This is a genomic window from Rhizobium sp. PAMB 3182, assembly GCF_052908355.1.
Map to the genome: position 1 here is coordinate 3,175,333 of NZ_CM128607.1, position 20,653 is coordinate 3,195,985.

Below are 20,653 nucleotides of genomic sequence, written 5' to 3' on the forward strand. Positions count from 1 at the left end.
TGTTCTTCTTCTTTTTCAGTCGATTATGTTTCCCCGGCACGTTTCAGGAATTCTTCGACTTCTTGTCTGTATGGGGCATTCGAGCCGCCGCGGCGGGTTGTCGAAATGGCGGCGGCGGCATTGGCAATGCGCAGTGCATTCAGGGGCGGCTCATTGCGGGCAAGCGCCGCGGCCATCGCGCCGGAATGGACATCACCGGCGCCATTGGTATCCACCACGTCGACCCGGAAGGCTGGGACAAAGGCGGGTTGCTCGTTTCTCAAGGCCAGCAGCGCGCCATCGCCGCCGCAGCGTATGATCACGCCTTTCGCATGCGGGCAGGACCGGTCAAGCAGCCTTGTTGCCAGATCCTCCAGACCGGCTTTGCCGGCGATCGCTGTTGCTTCCGCGCGATTGCAGGTCAGCCAGTCGGAGCGCTTCATGATCCGTGCCAGGATATCCTCCGGGATATGGGTGACTACGCCGGTGGGATCGAACATGAAGGTCACATTGCCCGGCAGGCCTTCTATGAAATCTGCCAGGATATCGCGACATTCCGGATAGGCGAGCGTGTATCCGGAGGTGAAGAACCAGTCCCCGGCCTTTGGGGCGATGGAGCGAAGATCGTCGGCCTCGATGAGTGCCTCCGCCCCCTGTCGGGAGACGAAGGTTCTTTCCCCGTCTGCGGTGACCAGCACGATACAGTTGCCGGTGTCGGCGCCGGTTGCCGTTGTCTGGATGCAATCGATGCCTTCCGCCTGGAATGCCGCCGCGAGGAGGGCGCCGACGGGTCCCGACCCGATCTTGCCGGCATAGGCGCAATCGAGGCCGCTTCGATGCGCTGCGACCAGCATGTTGAAGCCGCCGCCGGGCAGGGCCGAAAAGCTGGACGCCAGGAGGTCGTCGCCGGGCATGGGCAATCGATCGATTTCGTAGACGTAATCGACGACGGCACTGCCGATATGAAAGAGCCGGGGTTCAGGCATGCCGCCCCTTCTGGTTCTCGGCCAGTGCCAGGCGACGATCGACAAGGGCCTCAACCAGTGAAAGGGCCTTCTCCGGATCGAACCCCTTGAGGCCGGCGATCATGTCGTCCGCGACCGACGAGAGACCGCCGCAGGCGCCTGCCATGGAGCAGGCGATGGCGCCGATCGTGTCGGTGTCGCCGCCGAGATTGGCGGCAATGACGGCCGCCCTCCAGCAATTGCCATCAGCCAGGGCCAGGACCGCAAAGGCGGCCGGAACAGATTCCTGCGAGGCGACGCTGGTGCCGATGAGATCGAACATTGCTTGGATATCCGCTGTTGTTCGGGCCTGTTCGGCCAAAGACACAGCCCAGGCGATCCGCGCAGAAATGCGTCCGCCGGCAACCCAGGCTCCTTCGCTCTCCGCAACCTTTGCGGCTTCCAGTGCGGCCGGTATGGCTTCACGCCACACAGCGCCGTCCAGCCCGCAACTGACGACGGTGGCAACGGCCGCCGCGGCGGCAATGGCGATCGATGTGTTGTGTGTCGAGCGGCACGTCTCGGCGACGGTCTGCACCAGTTGGCGCGACGCAGGCAGCATGATGCCGGCAGGTGCTATGCGCATGGCCGCGCCATTCGTGTCGCCGTATCGACCGGCCTGTTCCGGCGGGACGCCGGCATTGATCGCGTCGATGGCGCGCTTGGTCGAAGGGCCGAGGAGATCATAGCCGCCACGGGCGCGGATGCTCTCTTCCCAGGCCAGCAGCGCGTCGATCCACAGCCTGTGATCGAAGCCGTCCCGCGATTGCAGAAGGACGTCGCCAAGAAGCAGGGTCTGCTCCGTGTCGTCGGTGATCGTACCGGCCGCAAGGCCCCGGGAGACAGGGTGATCCTCGGTCGGAGCAACAAAGCTCTCGACGTGCCCGTAGAGTTCGGCAATCCGCTGCGGCGAGAGAAGTTGCGTCGGCATTCCCATGGCGTCGCCGATTGCGCCGCCTGTCAGTGCCGCTACTGCTCTATCGACCATCTTCTCGCGGGAAACCGTCATGCTCAAAATTCCAGATGAAGTGCAAAATATGTGGGGTTCAAAAGGCTGGTGACATATTCGATCGGGCGACCGTCCGCGCTACGCGACAGGCGCCTTGTCCGCAGAAATGCGGCACCTTCGGCGCATTCCAGGAGGGCGGCGTCCTCCGCCGACAACAGAGCGATATCGGCCCACTCTTCGCCGTTCGTCGGAATGAGCCCCGCAACCCGCAACGTCTCCCGCAGCGAGCCGGACTTGAGGCCGCTTAGCGGTACGCTCTCCAGTTCCGGCGACATCGGCAGGCGGCTGCGTTCCAGCGACACTGGGACCTGTCCTTCGGACAGGCGGCGCAGGCGATCGACGGCGATGAAGGTGTCGTCTTCGATTGAAAGCTGTTCCGCAAGATCGGCATCCCGCAGCATCTCAATTCGCAAGACGCGCGTTTCGGTCTGCGCTCCGGCATCGGCAAGGGCTCTCGACCAGCCGGCCGCATCATCGATGGTCTTTCCGTTGAAGGTCACAAAAGAGCCGATCCCGACCTTGGTGGTGATCAGGCCACGGCTGTTCAGTTCTTCCAATCCCTTGCGCAGCGTATTGCGGCTCACCGAAAACCGCCGGACAAGCTCGTTCTCGCTTTGCAGCCGATCGCCGAAGGCCAGCCTGCCGGAGCGGATTTCCTCCTCCAGCACGCTGGCGATCTGCTGCGGCTTGGCCACTCCTGGTTCGAGCTTAACCTTCATTGCGGCTGTATTCTCCAGTCAACTTGTTCACTGAACCTGTTCAAACCTGTTTACATACGTTCCATGGCCCGACGTGTTAGTCAATTGGGAAAATATCTCGCACCGCGATGCGTTATGCTTCGCGGCAAGCCGTGCAGGCGGCAACCCAATGGCTGGGGGGAGCGAGCTGGATCTTGAGAACCTGCCGCAGAGCTGTCGAGAGCCAGTGTCGCGGGCTTAATGCATCGCGTGAATGCGCGTCAAAAGGTCGTCGGGGCGGGCTGAAAGAAGACGAACTGGCCATTGGAAACTCGGAACATGTCGCAGTTCCTGCGAACCGTCCCGTCGGCGTGCAACCTGAATACGCCGGCCGCGCCGCGGAAGCCGGACGGCGTCGTCAGATGCGCTTCGTCGAGGCCCTGGCGGCCATATCGGCGGGCTATGCCAAGGGACATGGCGGCGGCGTCATATGCATAGGCCGCATCGAGGCTGACGGGAAAGCCGGTCTCGCGGAGATAGCGATCGCCGATACGATTCTGGATGTTGTAGCCGAAGCGGCAGACGAGCGCGCCGGAAAGGTCCGGCGCGCGAAGCGCGTCGACTGGGGTCGTCTCCGCGATGACGAGCTTCGCACGGGCGGAGGTCGCGCGCCCTTCCTGGATGCTCCTGACGATCTGTGGCGCATTCTTGATGCCGGGAAACAGGACGATGAGGTCGTATGCTTTCATCGCCTCCGCCTGCTTGCCGCTCGGCGGGGCTTCGCCCACGGGGATGGTTGCAGCGATGGAGCCGCCAAATGCGGCAACCTCCTGCTTCGCGCGCTCGATCTCTGCCTTGCTGTAGCCCGCCGGGGCGAGCAGCACACCCTTTTGGGCGCCTTCGGCCGTGGCGAAGGAAACGGCCTCGATGATGCCGTCGACGGCGTTGGATTTGAAGAGATACGCACCGGATTTTGGCGGCAGGGCTCCGTTGTCTGAAAGCAGGATGATCTCTGCATCGCGTCCCGCGAGCGCCCGGCGTATGTCCGGCAGGTAGGACGGTGGCGCGGACGTCAGCAGCACCTTGATGCCGGCTGTGCCGAGCTTGCGGGTTGCCGCCTCCACCTCATCGGGCTTGTCGCCGCTTTGCTCCACCCGCATGGAGAAATCGCCGCCACCCAGATCGCGGACGGCCATCGACGCTCCGGCCCGCCTGTCACGCTCCGCCTGGCTGGCGGGTTGGTCCGCCGGCTGAAAGCCCAGATATCCGATGAGAGGATCGCCGGTGCCGATGGTCTCGCTCTTCGGCTGCGGGCCACCGGCGTGCGCCGACGTCTTCCCCGCCGGTGTATCGATGCCCTCGGCCAGCTCGCCGGTCTGGCAGCCGGCGAGAACGGAAAGGAGCAGGGCCATGTAAAATGGCTTCCTGAGTTCCACGGGCATCACCATGTTGATCCTAACCTCATACGCACTCGACAAGACCGCGATTGAAGGCGCTCCTCAGTGCCATGTGGACGGTTTCCTCCATCGCGACATACACAACTACGCATTGCCCAGCCAATGGCACGTTGCGCGGTAATGAGACTTTATCACCGACAGCGCAGCCACATCAGACATTGGCCTGATGTGGCGTGCTGGTTGCGTCATCATAGAGGATATGAACGGTGTTTAGTGCGGAATTGAAACCGTTGAGAATGGCGACGGTCTGATAGTTGTCGCCGTTCCCGTTGGTATCCACCTGAACAAGTGCGTCGCTACCGGACTGCACCACCTGCACATAGCCGGAGGCATGCGGGTCCGTGACGCCCGCCAATCCATTCAGGAGCGACGTGAGGTCCACCGTATCCTCGTTTGCATGATAGTCCGTGATGATGTCGTCGATGCCGATGGCGAGCGTGTCCGCACTGATGACGAACGTGTCGTCGCCGGTGTCGCCCGTCATGTGGTCAGAACCTGAGCCACCGTCGAGAAGATTATCCCCAGAATCTCCAACAAGTGTATCGTCCCCAAGGCCTCCAAGTATGCCTTCTATCCCAGAGTAGATGTCACCGGCGGCTGTTCCTCCGGAACCGTGCCCAGTGAGAAGATTCACGGTAACTCCAGTCGTGTCATCGCGGTAGTCCACGATGTCATAGCCGCTTCCTCCGGTTATCGTATCGGCCAAATTGCTCGTGGCAATTACATCTTCATCCGCACCACCGTTAAGCATGTAACTTGTCGATGTGGCCGCAACCTGGTGGACCGCAATAGATGAAGTCGAGCTCAAATCGCCGTCACCGTCTCTCGCGACGATATCGAAAGTCAAATTCTGATCCTGAGGAAGAATGGTGATGTGTTCTGTAATCGTATCAATACGTATCCCGTTGCCGCTGCCTCCAGAAGCACTTAGCTGGATGACGTTGAAAGAAGACAGGATGCTTGGATCAATTGTATAGGTGCCGGCGGCGCCAACGGAGAATGACCCGGATTCGGTTTGTCCGGTAAGCGAGTTGGTTGCCGTCCAGTTGATTGTAACTGCGCTGCCATTTAGCTGCCCGACGGTCAACGTCAGACTGCTGAGATACTCGGGATCCGATGTGGGACTGTCATTGGTCCCAAAGTTCCCTGTATGGTGAAACTCCATGTTCAAAGTTTCGCCATCACCAAGAAACTGGTTGTTGACACCAAAGCCTGGTCCGGACGCATTCACCGTCGCGCCAGCACTTGGTCCCGCAGTCAACTCAATGCGGCCATCACTGGTTTCCCTGAAGTGCGTATTGCCTGGTGCCAGGTCAGAAACAGTTACAGTGCGGTCCTGCGATGCTTCTGGGGTGATCAGATTGAAGGTGTAGGTGCCGTCTGCACTTACTGTGAGTTTGAAGATGTCGGTGCCCGTTGATGTTTCAGCCAGAAACTCCGTTACGCCTCCTCCGAGATCCGTTTCCGTGAACGTTACTCCATTCAGAGTTGGCCCCGTATAATGGATGTCGAATGTATTGCCATGATTGTAGCCGTCGGCACCGAAGTTGACATCGAAAAAGCCGTTGGCTGTTCCCGTCTGGTTGGGGATCACAGCTGACATGAATGCGCCGAGCGTCGGTACGTCATCGACGATGTTGACTGTTATGGTGCCTGTCGTCGTGTTGCCGTTTGCATCGGTGACGGAATAGGTGAAGCTCTCGGCGGTTTCCGTGTTGTTGGCGTTGTTGGCGTCCGGCGTGGTGTCGAATGGCTTGGTGAGGGTGTAGACGTATGAGCCGTCGCTGTTGATCTGGATGGTTCCGTACGAACCGGTTGGCGATCCGACGAGAGCATAGGTCAGCGTGCCGAAGCCGCCGGTGGCATTGAGCTGGTTGGAGGCGTCGGTCTCGCCGGTGCCGGCCGGAATGGAGCCTGTGACGGTGCCGGCTGCGAGGTCCGCGCCGTCCTTACTGGTGTCGAGTGCCGCTTCATAGACCGTGACGTCGCTGTCTGCCGGAGCGGCCAGGTTTGCGTCTGCGAGGTTTATGGTGAGCGTCGTGGTCGACAGGTCTCCGTCACCGTCGACGACGGTGTAGACGAAGACATCCTGCTGGGCACCGGAGATGGCGTTTGCGGTCGAATGGTAGACATAGGAGCCGTCGGCCTGAAGGGTCAGCGTGCCATAGAGGCCATTGATGACGGTGTTGATGCCGGAGGTGACGGCCGATGTGGTGTCGGCGCCGGCTGCGCGCACGCCGGCCACGACCGCACCGTCTGCGCCGGCGATGTCATTGGCTAGGACGCCGGAAGCCGCATTGACGGTGAGGCTCGCACCTTCATTGACGGAGCCGCTGTCGATAACGGCCGTCGGCACATCGTCGACGATGTTGATGACGAGGTTGCCTGCTGCGGTGTGGTCACCGTCTGCATCCTCGATGTCGATGGCGAATGTGGCGTTGGTGCTGTCGCCGGATGTGTTGTCGATAAGGGTGTAGGAATAGATGATGGAGCCGGCGCCGGTGTTGGCGTCATAGGTGTAGCGGGCGGTGAGGGTTCCGGTTGAGCCGTCGGCGAAGACCTGGTCGGAGGTGGTCAGGGCGTGGCCGCCGAGGGATACGGCGGTGATGCCGTCCTTGGAGGTGAAGGCGATGGAGCCGGAGGTGGTCTCGGAGGTGGCGGATGCGTTTGAGCCCTGGGGTTCGCCGCTGCGAGCCGGCAGGGCGGCTTCATAGACGATGGCGCCAGCTGCGCCCGGGGCCGGGACGGTGTTGATTGTGGGTGTGGCGTCGTCGATGGAGACGGTCAGCGTGGTGTGCGAGTAGTCGCCGTCGCCGTCCTTGATGGTGTAGGTGAAGACGTCGCTGACGCCGCCCTTGGAGCCTGCATCGCGGACATAGCTGTAGGAGCCGTCGGCGTTGATGGTGAGCTTGCCGTAGTCGCCCTGGATTGCGGCGCCGACGGTTGCGGCCTGCCCGGATGTGGCATCGTCGCGATTGCTGCCGGTGTCGGTGCTGGCGACGCCGACGACGGTTGCGCCGTCGGCGCCCTGGACGTCTGCGGTGCCGTCGCTCGTATTGCTGTCGTTGCCGGAGGCGATGTCGACGCCGGTCAGGACATTGCCGGTGGCCGGGCCGAAGGTTCCGGAGGCGATGGTGTCGGTATCGGCATTGGCCGTGGACGCATCGTCGACGATGTTGATGACGAGGTTGCCTGCTGCGGTGTGGTCACCGTCTGCATCCTCGATGTCGATGGCGAATGTGGCGTTGGTGCTGTCGCCGGATGTGTTGTCGATAAGGGTGTAGGAATAGATGATGGAACCGGCGCCGGTGTTGGCGTCATAGGTGTAGCGGGCGGTGAGGGTTCCGGTTGAGCCGTCGGCGAAGACCTGGTCGGAGGTGGTCAGGGCGTGGCCGCCGAGGGATACGGCGGTGATGCCGTCCTTGGAGGTGAAGGCGACGGAGCCTGAGGTGGTCTCGGAGGTGGCGGATGCGTTTGAGCCCTGGGGTTCGCCGCTGCGAGCCGGCAGGGCGGCTTCATAGACGATGGCGCCCTCCGCGCCCGGGGCCGGGACGGTGTTGATTGTGGGTGTGGCGTCGTCGATGGAGACGGTCAGCGTGGTGTGCGAGTAGTCGCCGTCGCCGTCCTTGATGGTGTAGGTGAAGACGTCGCTGACGCCGCCCTTGGAGCCTGCATCGCGGACATAGCTGTAGGAGCCGTCGGCGTTGATGGTGAGCTTGCCGTAGTCGCCCTGGATTGCGGCGCCGACGGTTGCGGCCTGCCCGGATGTGGCATCGTCGAGATTGCTGCCGGTGTCGGTGCTGGCGACGCCGACGACGGTTGCGCCATCGGCGCCCTGGACGTCTGCGGTGCCGTCGCTCGTGTTGCTGTCGTTGCCGGAGGCGATGTCGACGCCGGTCAGGACATTGCCGGTGGCCGGGCCGAAGGTTCCGGAGGCGATGGTGTCGGTATCGGCATTGGCCGTGGACACATCGTCGACGATGTTGATGACGAGGTTGCCTGCTGCGGTGTGGTCACCGTCTGCATCCTCGATGTCGATGGCGAATGTGGCGTTGGTGCTGTCGCCGGATGTGTTGTCGATAAGGGTGTAGGAATAGATGATGGAGCCGGCGCCGGTGTTGGCGTCATAGGTGTAGCGGGCGGTGAGGGTTCCGGTTGAGCCGTCGGCGAAGACCTGGTCGGAGGTGGTCAGGGCGTGGCCGCCGAGGGATACGGCGGTGATGCCGTCCTTGGAGGTGAAGGCGATGGAGCCGGAGGTGGTCTCGGAGGTGGCGGATGCGTTTGAGCCCTGGGGTTCGCCGCTGCGAGCCGGCAGGGCGGCTTCATAGACGATGGCGCCAGCTGCGCCCGGGGCCGGGACGGTGTTGATTGTGGGTGTGGCGTCGTCGATGGAGACGGTCAGCGTGGTGTGCGAGTAGTCGCCGTCGCCGTCCTTGATGGTGTAGGTGAAGACGTCGCTGACGCCGCCCTTGGAGCCTGCATCGCGGACATAGCTGTAGGAGCCGTCGGCGTTGATTGTGAGCTTGCCGTAGAGGCCCTGGATTGCGGCGCCGACGGTTGCGGCCTGCCCGGATGTGGCATCGTCGAGATTGCTGCCGGTGTCGGTGCTGGCGACGCCGACGACGGTTGCGCCATCGGCGCCCTGGACGTCTGCGGTGCCGTCGCTCGTATTGCTGTCGTTGCCGGAGGCGATGTCGACGCCGGTCAGGACATTGCCGGTGGCCGGGCCGAAGGTTCCGGAGGCGATGGTGTCGGTATCGGCATTGGCCGTGGACACATCGTCGACGATGTTGATGACGAGGTTGCCTGCTGCGGTGTGGTCACCGTCTGCATCCTCGATGTCGATGGCGAATGTGGCGTTGGTGCTGTCGCCGGATGTGTTGTCGATAAGGGTGTAGGAATAGATGATGGAGCCGGCGCCGGTGTTGGCGTCATAGGTGTAGCGGGCGGTGAGGGTTCCGGTTGAGCCGTCGGCGAAGACCTGGTCGGAGGTGGTCAGGGCGTGGCCGCCGAGGGATACGGCGGTGATGCCGTCCTTGGAGGTGAAGGCGATGGAGCCGGAGGTGGTCTCGGAGGTGGCGGATGCGTTTGAGCCCTGGGGTTCGCCGCTGCGAGCCGGCAGGGCGGCTTCATAGACGATGGCGCCAGCTGCGCCCGGGGCCGGGACGGTGTTGATTGTGGGTGTGGCGTCGTCGATGGAGACGGTCAGCGTGGTGTGCGAGTAGTCGCCGTCGCCGTCCTTGATGGTGTAGGTGAAGACGTCGCTGACGCCGCCCTTGGAGCCTGCATCGCGGACATAGCTGTAGGAGCCGTCGGCGTTGATTGTGAGCTTGCCGTAGAGGCCCTGGATTGCGGCGCCGACGGTTGCGGCCTGCCCGGATGTGGCATCGTCGAGATTGCTGCCGGTGTCGGTGCTGGCGACGCCGACGACGGTTGCGCCATCGGCGCCCTGGACGTCTGCGGTGCCGTCGCTCGTGTTGCTGTCGTTGCCGGAGGCGATGTCGACGCCGGTCAGGACATTGCCGGTGGCCGGGCCGAAGGTTCCGGAGGCGATGGTGTCGGTATCGGCATTGGCCGTGGACGCATCGTCGACGATGTTGATGACGAGGTTGCCTGCTGCGGTGTGGTCACCGTCTGCATCCTCGATGTCGATGGCGAATGTGGCGTTGGTGCTGTCGCCGGATGTGTTGTCGATAAGGGTGTAGGAATAGATGATGGAGCCGGCGCCGGTGTTGGCGTCATAGGTGTAGCGGGCGGTGAGGGTTCCGGTTGAGCCGTCGGCGAAGACCTGGTCGGAGGTGGTCAGGGCGTGGCCGCCGAGGGATACGGCGGTGATGCCGTCCTTGGAGGTGAAGGCGATGGAGCCGGAGGTGGTCTCGGAGGTGGCGGATGCGTTTGAGCCCTGGGGTTCGCCGCTGCGAGCCGGCAGGGCGGCTTCATAGACGATGGCGCCAGCTGCGCCCGGGGCCGGGACGGTGTTGATTGTGGGTGTGGCGTCGTCGATGGAGACGGTCAGCGTGGTGTGCGAGTAGTCGCCGTCGCCGTCCTTGATGGTGTAGGTGAAGACGTCGCTGACGCCGCCCTTGGAGCCTGCATCGCGGACATAGCTGTAGGAGCCGTCGGCGTTGATGGTGAGCTTGCCGTAGTCGCCCTGGATTGCGGCGCCGACGGTTGCGGCCTGCCCGGATGTGGCATCGTCGAGATTGCTGCCGGTGTCGGTGCTGGCGACGCCGACGACGGTTGCGCCATCGGCGCCCTGGACGTCTGCGGTGCCGTCGCTCGTGTTGCTGTCGTTGCCGGAGGCGATGTCGACGCCGGTCAGGACATTGCCGGTGGCCGGGCCGAAGGTTCCGGAGGCGATGGTGTCGGTATCGGCATTGGCCGTGGACACATCGTCGACGATGTTGATGACGAGGTTGCCTGCTGCGGTGTGGTCACCGTCTGCATCCTCGATGTCGATGGCGAATGTGGCGTTGGTGCTGTCGCCGGATGTGTTGTCGATAAGGGTGTAGGAATAGATGATGGAGCCGGCGCCGGTGTTGGCGTCATAGGTGTAGCGGGCGGTGAGGGTTCCGGTTGAGCCGTCGGCGAAGACCTGGTCGGAGGTGGTCAGGGCGTGGCCGCCGAGGGATACGGCGGTGATGCCGTCCTTGGAGGTGAAGGCGATGGAGCCGGAGGTGGTCTCGGAGGTGGCGGATGCGTTTGAGCCCTGGGGTTCGCCGCTGCGAGCCGGCAGGGCGGCTTCATAGACGATGGCGCCAGCTGCGCCCGGGGCCGGGACGGTGTTGATTGTGGGTGTGGCGTCGTCGATGGAGACGGTCAGCGTGGTGTGCGAGTAGTCGCCGTCGCCGTCCTTGATGGTGTAGGTGAAGACGTCGCTGACGCCGCCCTTGGAGCCTGCATCGCGGACATAGCTGTAGGAGCCGTCGGCGTTGATTGTGAGCTTGCCGTAGAGGCCCTGGATTGCGGCGCCGACGGTTGCGGCCTGCCCGGATGTGGCATCGTCGAGATTGCTGCCGGTGTCGGTGCTGGCGACGCCGACGACGGTTGCGCCATCGGCGCCCTGGACGTCTGCGGTGCCGTCGCTCGTGTTGCTGTCGTTGCCGGAGGCGATGTCGACGCCGGTCAGGACATTGCCGGTGGCCGGGCCGAAGGTTCCGGAGGCGATGGTGTCGGTATCGGCATTGGCCGTGGACGCATCGTCGACGATGTTGATGACGAGGTTGCCTGCTGCGGTGTGGTCACCGTCTGCATCCTCGATGTCGATGGCGAATGTGGCGTTGGTGCTGTCGCCGGATGTGTTGTCGATAAGGGTGTAGGAATAGATGATGGAGCCGGCGCCGGTGTTGGCGTCATAGGTGTAGCGGGCGGTGAGGGTTCCGGTTGAGCCGTCGGCGAAGACCTGGTCGGAGGTGGTCAGGGCGTGGCCGCCGAGGGATACGGCGGTGATGCCGTCCTTGGAGGTGAAGGCGATGGAGCCGGAGGTGGTCTCGGAGGTGGCGGATGCGTTTGAGCCCTGGGGTTCGCCGCTGCGAGCCGGCAGGGCGGCTTCATAGACGATGGCGCCAGCTGCGCCCGGGGCCGGGACGGTGTTGATTGTGGGTGTGGCGTCGTCGATGGAGACGGTCAGCGTGGTGTGCGAGTAGTCGCCGTCGCCGTCCTTGATGGTGTAGGTGAAGACGTCGCTGACGCCGCCCTTGGAGCCTGCATCGCGGACATAGCTGTAGGAGCCGTCGGCGTTGATGGTGAGCTTGCCGTAGTCGCCCTGGATTGCGGCGCCGACGGTTGCGGCCTGCCCGGATGTGGCATCGTCGCGATTGCTGCCGGTGTCGGTGCTGGCGACGCCGACGACGGTTGCGCCGTCGGCGCCCTGGACGTCTGCGGTGCCGTCGCTCGTATTGCTGTCGTTGCCGGAGGCGATGTCGACGCCGGTCAGGACATTGCCGGTGGCCGGGCCGAAGGTTCCGGAGGCGATGGTGTCGGTATCGGCATTGGCCGTGGACACATCGTCGACGATGTTGATGACGAGGTTGCCGGTCGCCGTATCGCCCTGGGGATCCAGCACCGATATGTCGAGGGAGACGGTTGTGTCATCGCCGGAGGTGTTGTCCGTCAGCGTGAAAGTGTAGACGATCGTTCCGATGCCAGTCGCTGGATCGTAGGTGTAGCGGGCAACGAGGTCGCCGGTCGCATCGGAGAAGGTTTGGTCGGCCGTGGTCAGAATATGACCGCCCAGCGAGACGACAGAAACGCCGTCGGCGGAGGTGAACTGGATCGCGCCGGTCGTCTTCTCGGAATTGGAGGGCTCGTCGGATCCCTGCGGCTCGCTGTTGCGGGCAGGCAGGCCGGCTTCGAAGACAATGGCGCCGTCGTCCTTCCCCTGGGGGATGCTGTCGATGGTCGGCAGCGAGTTCGGAGTGGACTGCTGTTCCGCCGGCGGGGTGATGATGTCTTCGGTTGGGGCACCGAACTGCAGTTCGGTCGCGCCCAGCAGATCGATGACGGGGCCGGCGGAGCCGATGTCGGCGGAAACATCCGAGCTGTCGCCACCCGAGCTCTGTGTGTTGTTGGCGACGGCCACGGTGCCGTCGGGGCCGGCGGCGACGTTGATGCCGTTGGCCTGCAGGGCTGCGACCAGCGTTTGGGGGGTGATTTCGACATTGCCGATGAGGAAGGTCGGGATGTTTTGCGAACCCTTCTCGATGATGATCTCGGAACCGTCGGGCTGAACGAGGACGAGGTTGTCGCCCTTGACCACGATGTTGTCGATCGAAACGCCGGCCGGCAGCTGGACCTGGTTCTCGGCATTGGCGGTGACAGTGGTCGGCTGGCCGGGCGTGGGAAGCAACGGCTGTTCTGGCTGGGGCTGCTGCGCGGCATTTCCGGTCGCGGGGTCGACAAAGGTCGGCTCGGCATTCTGCGCCACTCGCACGGTGCGGTTCGAATGCTCGGCGGCGCTGTCCGCGCTGCCCGTGTTGTTTTGAGCCGACGTTTCCGTATTGACGCGATCCAGCATGGTCTTCTCCCGTTCGTTAGGGATTTGTAAACCACGCCAGTTTTTACTTATCAATTCGAATTTTACTTATTCATATTAAGTATATATATCCAGTTATGCTATTTAATGTTATTTTTACCGATGGTTAATTGCTGTATATATCTAAATATATACGCCCGGAATTTCCGACGTTAACGATCGTCGGGCGTGTTCTTCACTTTTGGCTTCGGTCGCCCCATGGCTCGATCGAATTTCCAGCGCCTATAGGGTTCGAGCTGCTGTTTCCCGTTTCGCGGCGGGACGGGCAGCTTGGCGGCCGTTTGCCCCTTCAAACGACGGGCGCCTCAGGTTGCGGTTTCTCATAAAATTTTAGCTGATAAATTATGCAAATATAAGTCAAGTATATTCACCGAGTATTTCTCCCCCGTTGCTATTCTTATTTGCAAGAACGGGGAAATATTCGATGATCAAGAACAAGAAGAAACCAATCCTTCTTCAAGCAGCCGCTCTGGCCGGGGTGATGGCGCTTGCCGGTCCCGCCAAGGCAATCGAGCTGCCGGTTCTCAACGCCTCTTCCAGCCTTGTCATGGCTGCCAACAGTCTTGTGTTCCAGATCAGCTCTTTGCCGATCATGGCATCGGTGATCAGCAACATGGCCGGTCGGTTGTCGACGGATATTCTGGGCAAATCCATGCCCCAGAGGCAAGTGCCGCAGACGTCCGAGGCGACGGCGGTGTTCGCGTCGGTTCCGATCAGCTTCAATCGTCTGCCGGCTTCCGACAGCTGGAAGAAGGTAAGACCGTATCTTGATCTGCATGCGTCTGCCGCCTGCGGGCAGAAGTCCGGTTGCGCCAGCCGCGAACAGCAGCTGGAGCGGATCGTTTCGACCGCCAAGAGCATGCCTTTTGCCGACCGGCTTTCGGCCGTCAACCGCGCGGTCAACGGCATGATCGCATACACGTCGGACAAGGCGCTCTACGGCAAGCGCGACTATTGGGCGAAGCCGTCCGAAACACTGCAGCTCGGCAAGGGCGATTGCGAGGATTTCGCCCTGTTGAAGATGACGGCGCTGAAGGCCATGGGCGTTCCGGAGAAGAGCATGTCCATCGTCGTCCTGAAGATCACCAACCGGAACATTTTCCATGCCGTGCTGGCGGTTTCGACCAGCCAGGGTCACTATATTCTCGACAACCTGCGCACCAACGTCGCCATGGACACCAGCTATTCCAACTATGTGCCGCTCTATTCGATGAGCGCCGACCGGTCGTGGATCCATGGCTTTGCCAAGGGGAGCGCCAATGTGGCCGCACAGGGCATGGCTCTGGAAGGCAGCCTGCCGGGCTGATCCCGGCGGGAGTCCCCTGGCGTCCGTCAGTTCAGAATAAAGCCGATGATGGCGCCCTGACCCGAAGGGTCGGCAAGTACCGTGTTGACGCGTCCCTTGACCACACGATCCTGCATGGCGATGGCATAGGTGGTGGATACCGGGCTTCGCGGTGACGCCTTCAACTGCGTCATCAGCGTTTCGAGCGGTGTTTCGAGCTGCAACTTCATGCTTGCCGAGAGGGATTCCGATGCGACGTGCGACAAGCGTGCCTGCAGCAATGTCAGGAACGCGGCGTTATAGGTTATGATCCGCTTGTTGCCCGAGATGGCGAAAGATGCTGTCGGGCTCGCGGCCACCAGGCCGATGATCAGGTCGGATGCGCCCGGCCTAAGCTTGTGGTGCTTGCGAATATCCTCGAGGATGCCGAGGCGAATGGCGGCTGTCAGGTTGCCGAGATTGACGTAGCGCTCTGCGTATTCGCCGATGATTGCATTCGCCCGCTTGCCTTCGTGCGCGGCGATCTCGGCAAGAGCATTCCAGAAGCCGTCCTCAAGGCGCACGCCGCGTCTTGTTCCGCCGAGGGATATCACTCGAAATCTCAGGTTGTCGGTATTGTCTTCCACAGTCAAAGGTCTCAACGCTCCCTCATCGCTTCCCTTTGAGCCTTGATAAGGGGCTTCAACAGATAGGCTAATACGGTTTTCTTGCCGGTGACGATGTCAGCGGTCGCAATCATGCCAGGTGAAATGGGGTAGGATTTTCCGTCTTTCGTCAGGGCGGCGGTGTCGGTGCCGATGCGCACAAGGTAATAGCTTTCGCCCTTCTGCTGATCGACGATGCTATCGGCCGAAACGGTCTGGACCGTTCCCTGCAGGCCGCCATAGATGGTGAAGTCATAGGCGGATATCTTGATCGTCGCCGACTGCCCGGGGCGCACGAAGGCCACGTCCGAAGGCGAGAGGCGGGCTTCCACCAGGAGCTTGTCGGAGGTCGGCACGATGCCCGCGACGACCGCGCCGGCGTTGACATAGGCGCCGACCGTGTTGACGTCCAACGTGTTGATGATGCCGTCGACGGGCGAGCGGATGTCGGTGTTCGTCACCCGGCTTTCGGCGCCCTTGATCGTCTGCTTGAGCACGGAAAGCTGGGACAGCGCCTCCGTCTTCGTGGCCAGCGCTTCCTGCTGCGCCTGCAGTTTCAGTTCGTTCAGCTGAAGCTTCGCCTCATTGCCGGCCGCCTGCACGCGATCGACCGTTTCCTTGAGCTGCTTGATCTGACCTTGCGTGTCGGCAATTTCCTTGCGGATCTTCAGGAGGTCGGTCTGGGCGGCGAGCTTGCGCTGCACGAGGGGCCCGAGAAGGGTTTCCTCCTGCTGAGAGATCTTGAGGCTTTCCTGCAGTCGGGAGATGTTCTCCCGGGCTTCCGAGAGTTCCTTCACGCGCTGTTGCAGGCGCTCCTTCAGCACGTCCATCTGGTTGTAGAAATTGTCAGCCCGTGCCTTCAGCAGGCTTGCTTCATTCAGGCAAACCTCGGGGGCAATGCTGGCAACGTCCTGAGGGCAGGCGTAGGTGGTGTCGAAATTGCCGCTCTGCTCTATGTCGAGCCTGGCGATCTGGGCGCTGAGCGAGCGGGCCTTGGCTTCGGCCTCACCCAGCGAGGAGGCCGTCATGGTGTCGTCCAGCCGCAGCAGCATATCGCCCTTCTTCACGGTCTGGCCGACCTGCACCAGAATGTCCTGCACGATGCCCGGTTCGCTGGACTGGATGATTTGCGTCTTGGAAACGGGAATGACACGGCCGGTTCCGCGGGCGATCTCTTCCAGTTGCGCGCTGGATGCCCATACCAGGAAGGCGGCAATCAGGCCGCAGATGAGGTAAAGCGTCGCCCGGATTTCCGGCGCCTGCCTTTCCTTGGCGATGATCGGTCTGCTCTTGCGTCGCGCAAATCGCTTAGCCCCCGCCATGGCACGTCACTCCTGAACCGGAACGGGCGCGCCGCCGTTTGCGGTGGCCCCCTTGAGGAACTCGATGACCTTGGCCTTCGGGCCGTCGGCCATGACGCGGCCCTGATCGAGGACGATCAGCCTGTCGACGAGGTTCAGCATGCTGTAGCGATGGGTGGAGATGAGAATGGTCGTCTCGCGCGGAAAGCAGGTCGACAGACGATCGATGAGCTCCTTCTCGCTTGCCAGGTCCATGGCGCCGGAAGGCTCGTCGAGGAATATGATTTTCGGCTTGCGTAAGAGAATGCGGGCAATGGCGATCGACTGCCGCTGGCCGCCGGACAGCAGGCTGCCGCGCTCACCGACCGGCATGTCATAACCGGCGGGGTGGCGCGAGACGAAGCGTTCGACGCCGGCATTGCGGGCGGCCTCGATGATCTCCTCGTCGGTCGCCTGCGGCGCGGACATCAAGAGGTTTTCCTTCACCGTGCCGGCAAACAGGTCGGAGTTCTGGGAAACGAAGGCGATGGCGGTGCGGACGGCGGCGGGATGATACTGGCGGATGTCGACGCCGTCGATCAGCACCCGGCCGTTGCTTGCCGAATAAAGTCCGGAAACCATGCGGCCCATCGTCGTCTTGCCGGATCCGATGCGGCCGATGATGCCGACCTTCTCGCCCGGCCGCACCTCGATGTTGACGCCGGCGAGAACCTGGTTGTCGGTGCCGGGGTAGGTGAAGTCGACCTGGCGGAAGGCGACGGCGCCCGAGGTGACGTCGCGGTTCACAAAGCTCGCGGAGGCCGGCCGGTCCTCCTCCTGGGACATGATGCCGTCGACGATCCGCAATGAGAGCATCGCCTGGCGGAAGCGGGCGATCGTCAGAGCCAGCTGGCTCAGGGGTGCCACTGCGCGCGACGATAGCATGGAGGCGGCCACGATCGCGCCGGAGGTGATGTTGCCTGCCGAAAACTCGTAGAAGCCGCCGACAATGATCGCCACATAGGCGACCTGCTGGATGAACTGGGTGACGTTGGCGGTCCAGGCGGACAACCGCTTGATGTTTTCCCCGGTGCGCGATGCGTTGCTGGACAACTGGCTCCAGCGGCGCAGCAGCGGCACTTCGGCCGTCAGCAGCTTGACCGTTTCCAGGCTTGCGATCGTCTCGACCAGCAGGGACTGCTTGAGGGAGCCCTCGTTCAGTGAGGTGGCGATCACCCGGTTCATCCGCAGTTGCGCGTAATAGCCGATCATGACGACGAGCACGAACGCGATCAGCGGAATGACGGCGACCCAGCCGGTGATGACATAGATGATGCCAATGAAGAGGAAGACGAAGACGCAGTCGATGGCGACGCTGATGGTGTTGGACGTGAAGAACTCGCGTGCGAATTCATACTGCGACACCCGGTTGGCATATTCGCCGGTGGACATCGCCGTCGACTTTAGACTGGTGTTCAGGATCTTCTCGTAGAGCATGTAGGACAGGCGGAGGTCCGCCTTGCGTCCGGCAAAGTCGATGATCGATGCCCGGAGCGTGCGCAGCGTGAAATCGAACAGCGACGCGCCGGCCACACCGATGGCCAGAACCCAGAGCGTCGTCGCCGCCTTGTTCGGCAGTACGCGGTCGTAAATGTTCATCGCGAAAAGCGGAGTGGCGAGCGCCAGGAGATTGATGAACAGCGTTGCCAGCGCGACTTCCACATAGGAGCGCATGAAAGGTTTCAGCGTGGAGCGCAGCCAATGCTGCTTTTCCACTTCGGCGGCAACGCCGGAAATGCCGTCTTCCGAGGCATTGCTGTAGACCGGCTGGAAGGAAAAAGCTGTCAATGGGGCGCGCTTCAGCATCTTTGTGGCATCGGACAGCATATCGGGGCCGGGAACCGGCCTGTATTCGAAAGCAACTGTTCCGTTGGGGCGTTCTTCCAGAAGGGCGGCGGAAGTTCCATCCCGATATATTATGAGCAGGGGCAGATCGAAGGCGTGGCGGGCAAAGGCTTCCGGCTTGATTTCCCTGACCTCGAGCCCGAGCCTGCTCGCCAGCCGCTCTACCTCTTCGAATGTCGGCTGGACGGCGTCAAAGGGAACGCCGGAGAAAAGCACAGCATCGGACGTCGGCTTGCTGTAAAAGCCGGCGACACTGCGAAATGAATCCCTGAACGTCGTTGCCCCATTTAAAGCTTGCAGATCAGGTACTTCCCCGGCAACGGTCAATGGCACTCGCCCTTACACACTCAATTGCCGGAAGGCAGCAGAAGATCCATCGGAATGCCTGGATCCTGGCGGGACGGACGCCGGTTGTACTGCGGATTGTCGACGCTCCTCACCTTGAACGATCCGCGGGCATAGGCCTCGGCCTGGTTCGGCGGCGTGATCTGCATGGTGCGCAGCAGGCTGCCGGTGGCGGCGAGCAGACGATAGTCGGCGAAGATCGCCGCGTACTGGGCGGTCTTGGAAAGAATGTCGACGTTGTAGCGGGTGTTCTGCGCTCCGAGCACATCCAGGAGCGAACGCTGCCCGATGCTCATCTGTTCGCGGTAGCTGGAGACCAGCTGGGCATTTGACGAGGCCTGCTGGCTGAGGATGCCGGCCAGCTCCCTCTGCTTCATCCGGCTGTCCCAGGACACGCGGACCGCTTCCTCCACTTCCCGGTGCGTCTGGGTGAGTGCGAGGCGCTGCTCGCTTGCCCGACGGATCTGCTCCTGTTCGTTGGCGATGTCGATGCCGCCGCGATAGAGGTTCCAGCGGGCGACAAGACGGACCTGCGCGTCGCCGGTATGGCCGTCGCTGCCGTCGATGTCGTTGCCGGTCCGCAGGCGGCCTTCTGCGGAAATCTCCGGCAGGTAGTTGCTGCGTGCGCTGCGCACGTTGGCATCGGCCGCGTCGATGTCGGCATTGGCCACGCTGATGCGGGGATTGCCGCGACGCGCCAGATCGATGGCGGCGTCGAGGCTCTTCGGTAACGCGCCCGCGACCGGCTTCGGCATGCTCGGATTGGTGAGCTGCTGGCCGAGCAGGCGGTTGAGGCTGGCCTTGACCGTTTCAAGCGTCTCGGTTGCCTCCTGCAGTCGCGCCTGGGCGCCGAGAAGACGCTCGTTGGCCTGCTGGCGATCGGCGACCGTCAGCGTACCGCTTGAGATCAGCGAGCCGATATCCTTCAGGATACCTTGATGGAAGGCGATGTTCTTCTTGGATTCGGCGATGATCTGCGTCTGCAGCATGTATTCCAGATATTCACGCACGACCTGCAGGCCGATCGTCTCGCTGCGTTCTAGAACGCGGAAGGATGCGCTGTCGACGCGTGCGGCTTGAAGGTCGAGCCCGGCGCGGCGCTTGCCGCCGTCAAACAGCTTCTGCGTGACCACGAGGTCGACGCCGGACGGATAGAGGGCATTGTCGTCGAGTCCGATGCTGCGACGGCTAGGGCTGTCAAAACCACGGACGCCCACGGAGGCCTCCAGATCCACGCTAGGAAGGTAGAGGCCGCGCGCCTGGCGCAGCTCGAACTCCACCGCTTCGCGGTTTTCGAGTGCCTGCCCCACTTCCGGATTGGTCGTCACCGCGAGGGCCAACGCTTCATGAAGCGTCATTGCGCCTGCGCCATTTGCAGACAGAATCGTTCCTACGAGCAAGACTGCCCCCAGAACGGCCTTCAACTTAGAATTCATATCCCACCCCAATCAGCGCGAATACTTTAGACTTGGACCCGGTGTAGATTTTACAGTCATTCCTAATAAAATCCGTGCATAGGTCGTAATGCATTGCATCTTCGCACAATCAACTCTTGAACGTGAAGTATCACGATATCGCAACCTATCCAAGGAGATCATTTTTGGTATTTAAATTGTTAAGTGGCAAGTGTAGCATCATTGCCTCATTATATTTAGTTATATTATGACTTTTTAAATCAGATTTATATTTACTTATTAGTGTGCAAAGTTGCCCTTAATATATTCAAGATTGTATATATAGGTATATATTAATTCAGCCCTGATCAGCTTGCCAACTGAGGCTTTTGCCAGGGCCGGCGACAGCGGCAACGCGTCGATGCGCACGCAGATCCGGCGGCTTCGTCGTCGGCGCAGATGCGCCTGTGATCGGCAGGCTGGGAGCCCTGAGCGGATAGAGATGATCCGGAGACGCGGCGACTTCGTCGTCAACCCGCGCGTGGTTGCCGTTCATCGAAAGGTGAAGCCTGATTGTCAGGGCCACTGGTAGCGTCTCAACGCCATGATACTTGTGTCACCGCCGGCATGGAGGCTTTCC

The 20,653-nt window shown here is 62.0% G+C and carries 10 protein-coding genes; 1 reads left to right on the plus strand and 9 read right to left on the minus strand.

The features are described from left to right. Nucleotides 1–23: 23 nt before the first annotated feature. The 5 genes from ACU5AZ_RS15365 to ACU5AZ_RS15385 all read right to left on the minus strand — a co-directional run bounded on the left by ACU5AZ_RS15365 (nt 24) and on the right by ACU5AZ_RS15385 (nt 13,142). Nucleotides 24–965, minus strand: a complete 942-nt coding sequence (locus tag ACU5AZ_RS15365; RefSeq protein ID WP_446823213.1) for a PfkB family carbohydrate kinase — start codon at nt 963–965, stop codon at nt 24–26. Next, on the minus strand, nt 958–1,992 hold the full coding sequence (locus tag ACU5AZ_RS15370; protein WP_446823214.1) for an ADP-ribosylglycohydrolase family protein: 1,035 nt from the start codon (nt 1,990–1,992) through the stop codon (nt 958–960). The genes ACU5AZ_RS15365 and ACU5AZ_RS15370 overlap by 8 nt, the downstream gene beginning before the upstream one ends. Before the next feature lie 2 nt (nt 1,993–1,994). Then, nucleotides 1,995–2,711, minus strand: coding sequence for a GntR family transcriptional regulator (locus tag ACU5AZ_RS15375; protein WP_446823215.1), 717 nt, complete (start codon nt 2,709–2,711; stop codon nt 1,995–1,997). 239 nt (nt 2,712–2,950) lie between these two features. Next, a complete protein-coding gene (locus ACU5AZ_RS15380; RefSeq protein ID WP_446823216.1) occupies nt 2,951–4,081 on the minus strand; it encodes a hypothetical protein in 1,131 nt (376 codons plus the stop codon). A 196-nt stretch (nt 4,082–4,277) separates the two neighbouring features. Further along, nucleotides 4,278–13,142, minus strand: coding sequence for a beta strand repeat-containing protein (locus ACU5AZ_RS15385; RefSeq protein ID WP_446823217.1), 8,865 nt, complete (start codon nt 13,140–13,142; stop codon nt 4,278–4,280). Between the two features lie 442 nt (nt 13,143–13,584). On the opposite strand from ACU5AZ_RS15385, the gene ACU5AZ_RS15390 reads away from it, so the two are divergent. After that, on the plus strand, nt 13,585–14,466 hold the full coding sequence (locus ACU5AZ_RS15390) for a transglutaminase-like cysteine peptidase (RefSeq protein WP_446823218.1): 882 nt from the start codon (nt 13,585–13,587) through the stop codon (nt 14,464–14,466). Between the two features lie 26 nt (nt 14,467–14,492). Here the strand turns inward: ACU5AZ_RS15390 and ACU5AZ_RS15395 are convergent, their stop codons facing one another. The 4 genes from ACU5AZ_RS15395 to ACU5AZ_RS15410 are packed head-to-tail and all read right to left on the minus strand — an operon-like array spanning nt 14,493 to nt 20,055. Continuing rightward, nucleotides 14,493–15,038, minus strand: a complete 546-nt coding sequence (locus ACU5AZ_RS15395) for a ribbon-helix-helix domain-containing protein (RefSeq protein WP_446823219.1) — start codon at nt 15,036–15,038, stop codon at nt 14,493–14,495. Between the two features lie 44 nt (nt 15,039–15,082). Next, nucleotides 15,083–16,411 carry an HlyD family type I secretion periplasmic adaptor subunit gene (locus ACU5AZ_RS15400; protein ID WP_446823220.1) on the minus strand — a complete coding sequence of 443 codons (1,329 nt, stop codon included), beginning with the start codon at nt 16,409–16,411 and terminating at the stop codon, nt 15,083–15,085. Nucleotides 16,412–16,417: 6 nt separating this feature from the next. Next, a complete protein-coding gene (locus ACU5AZ_RS15405) occupies nt 16,418–18,607 on the minus strand; it encodes a type I secretion system permease/ATPase (RefSeq protein WP_446823221.1) in 2,190 nt (729 codons plus the stop codon). Nucleotides 18,608–18,621: 14 nt separating this feature from the next. Further along, nucleotides 18,622–20,055, minus strand: coding sequence for a TolC family outer membrane protein (locus ACU5AZ_RS15410; protein ID WP_446823222.1), 1,434 nt, complete (start codon nt 20,053–20,055; stop codon nt 18,622–18,624). Nucleotides 20,056–20,653 lie beyond the last annotated feature (598 nt).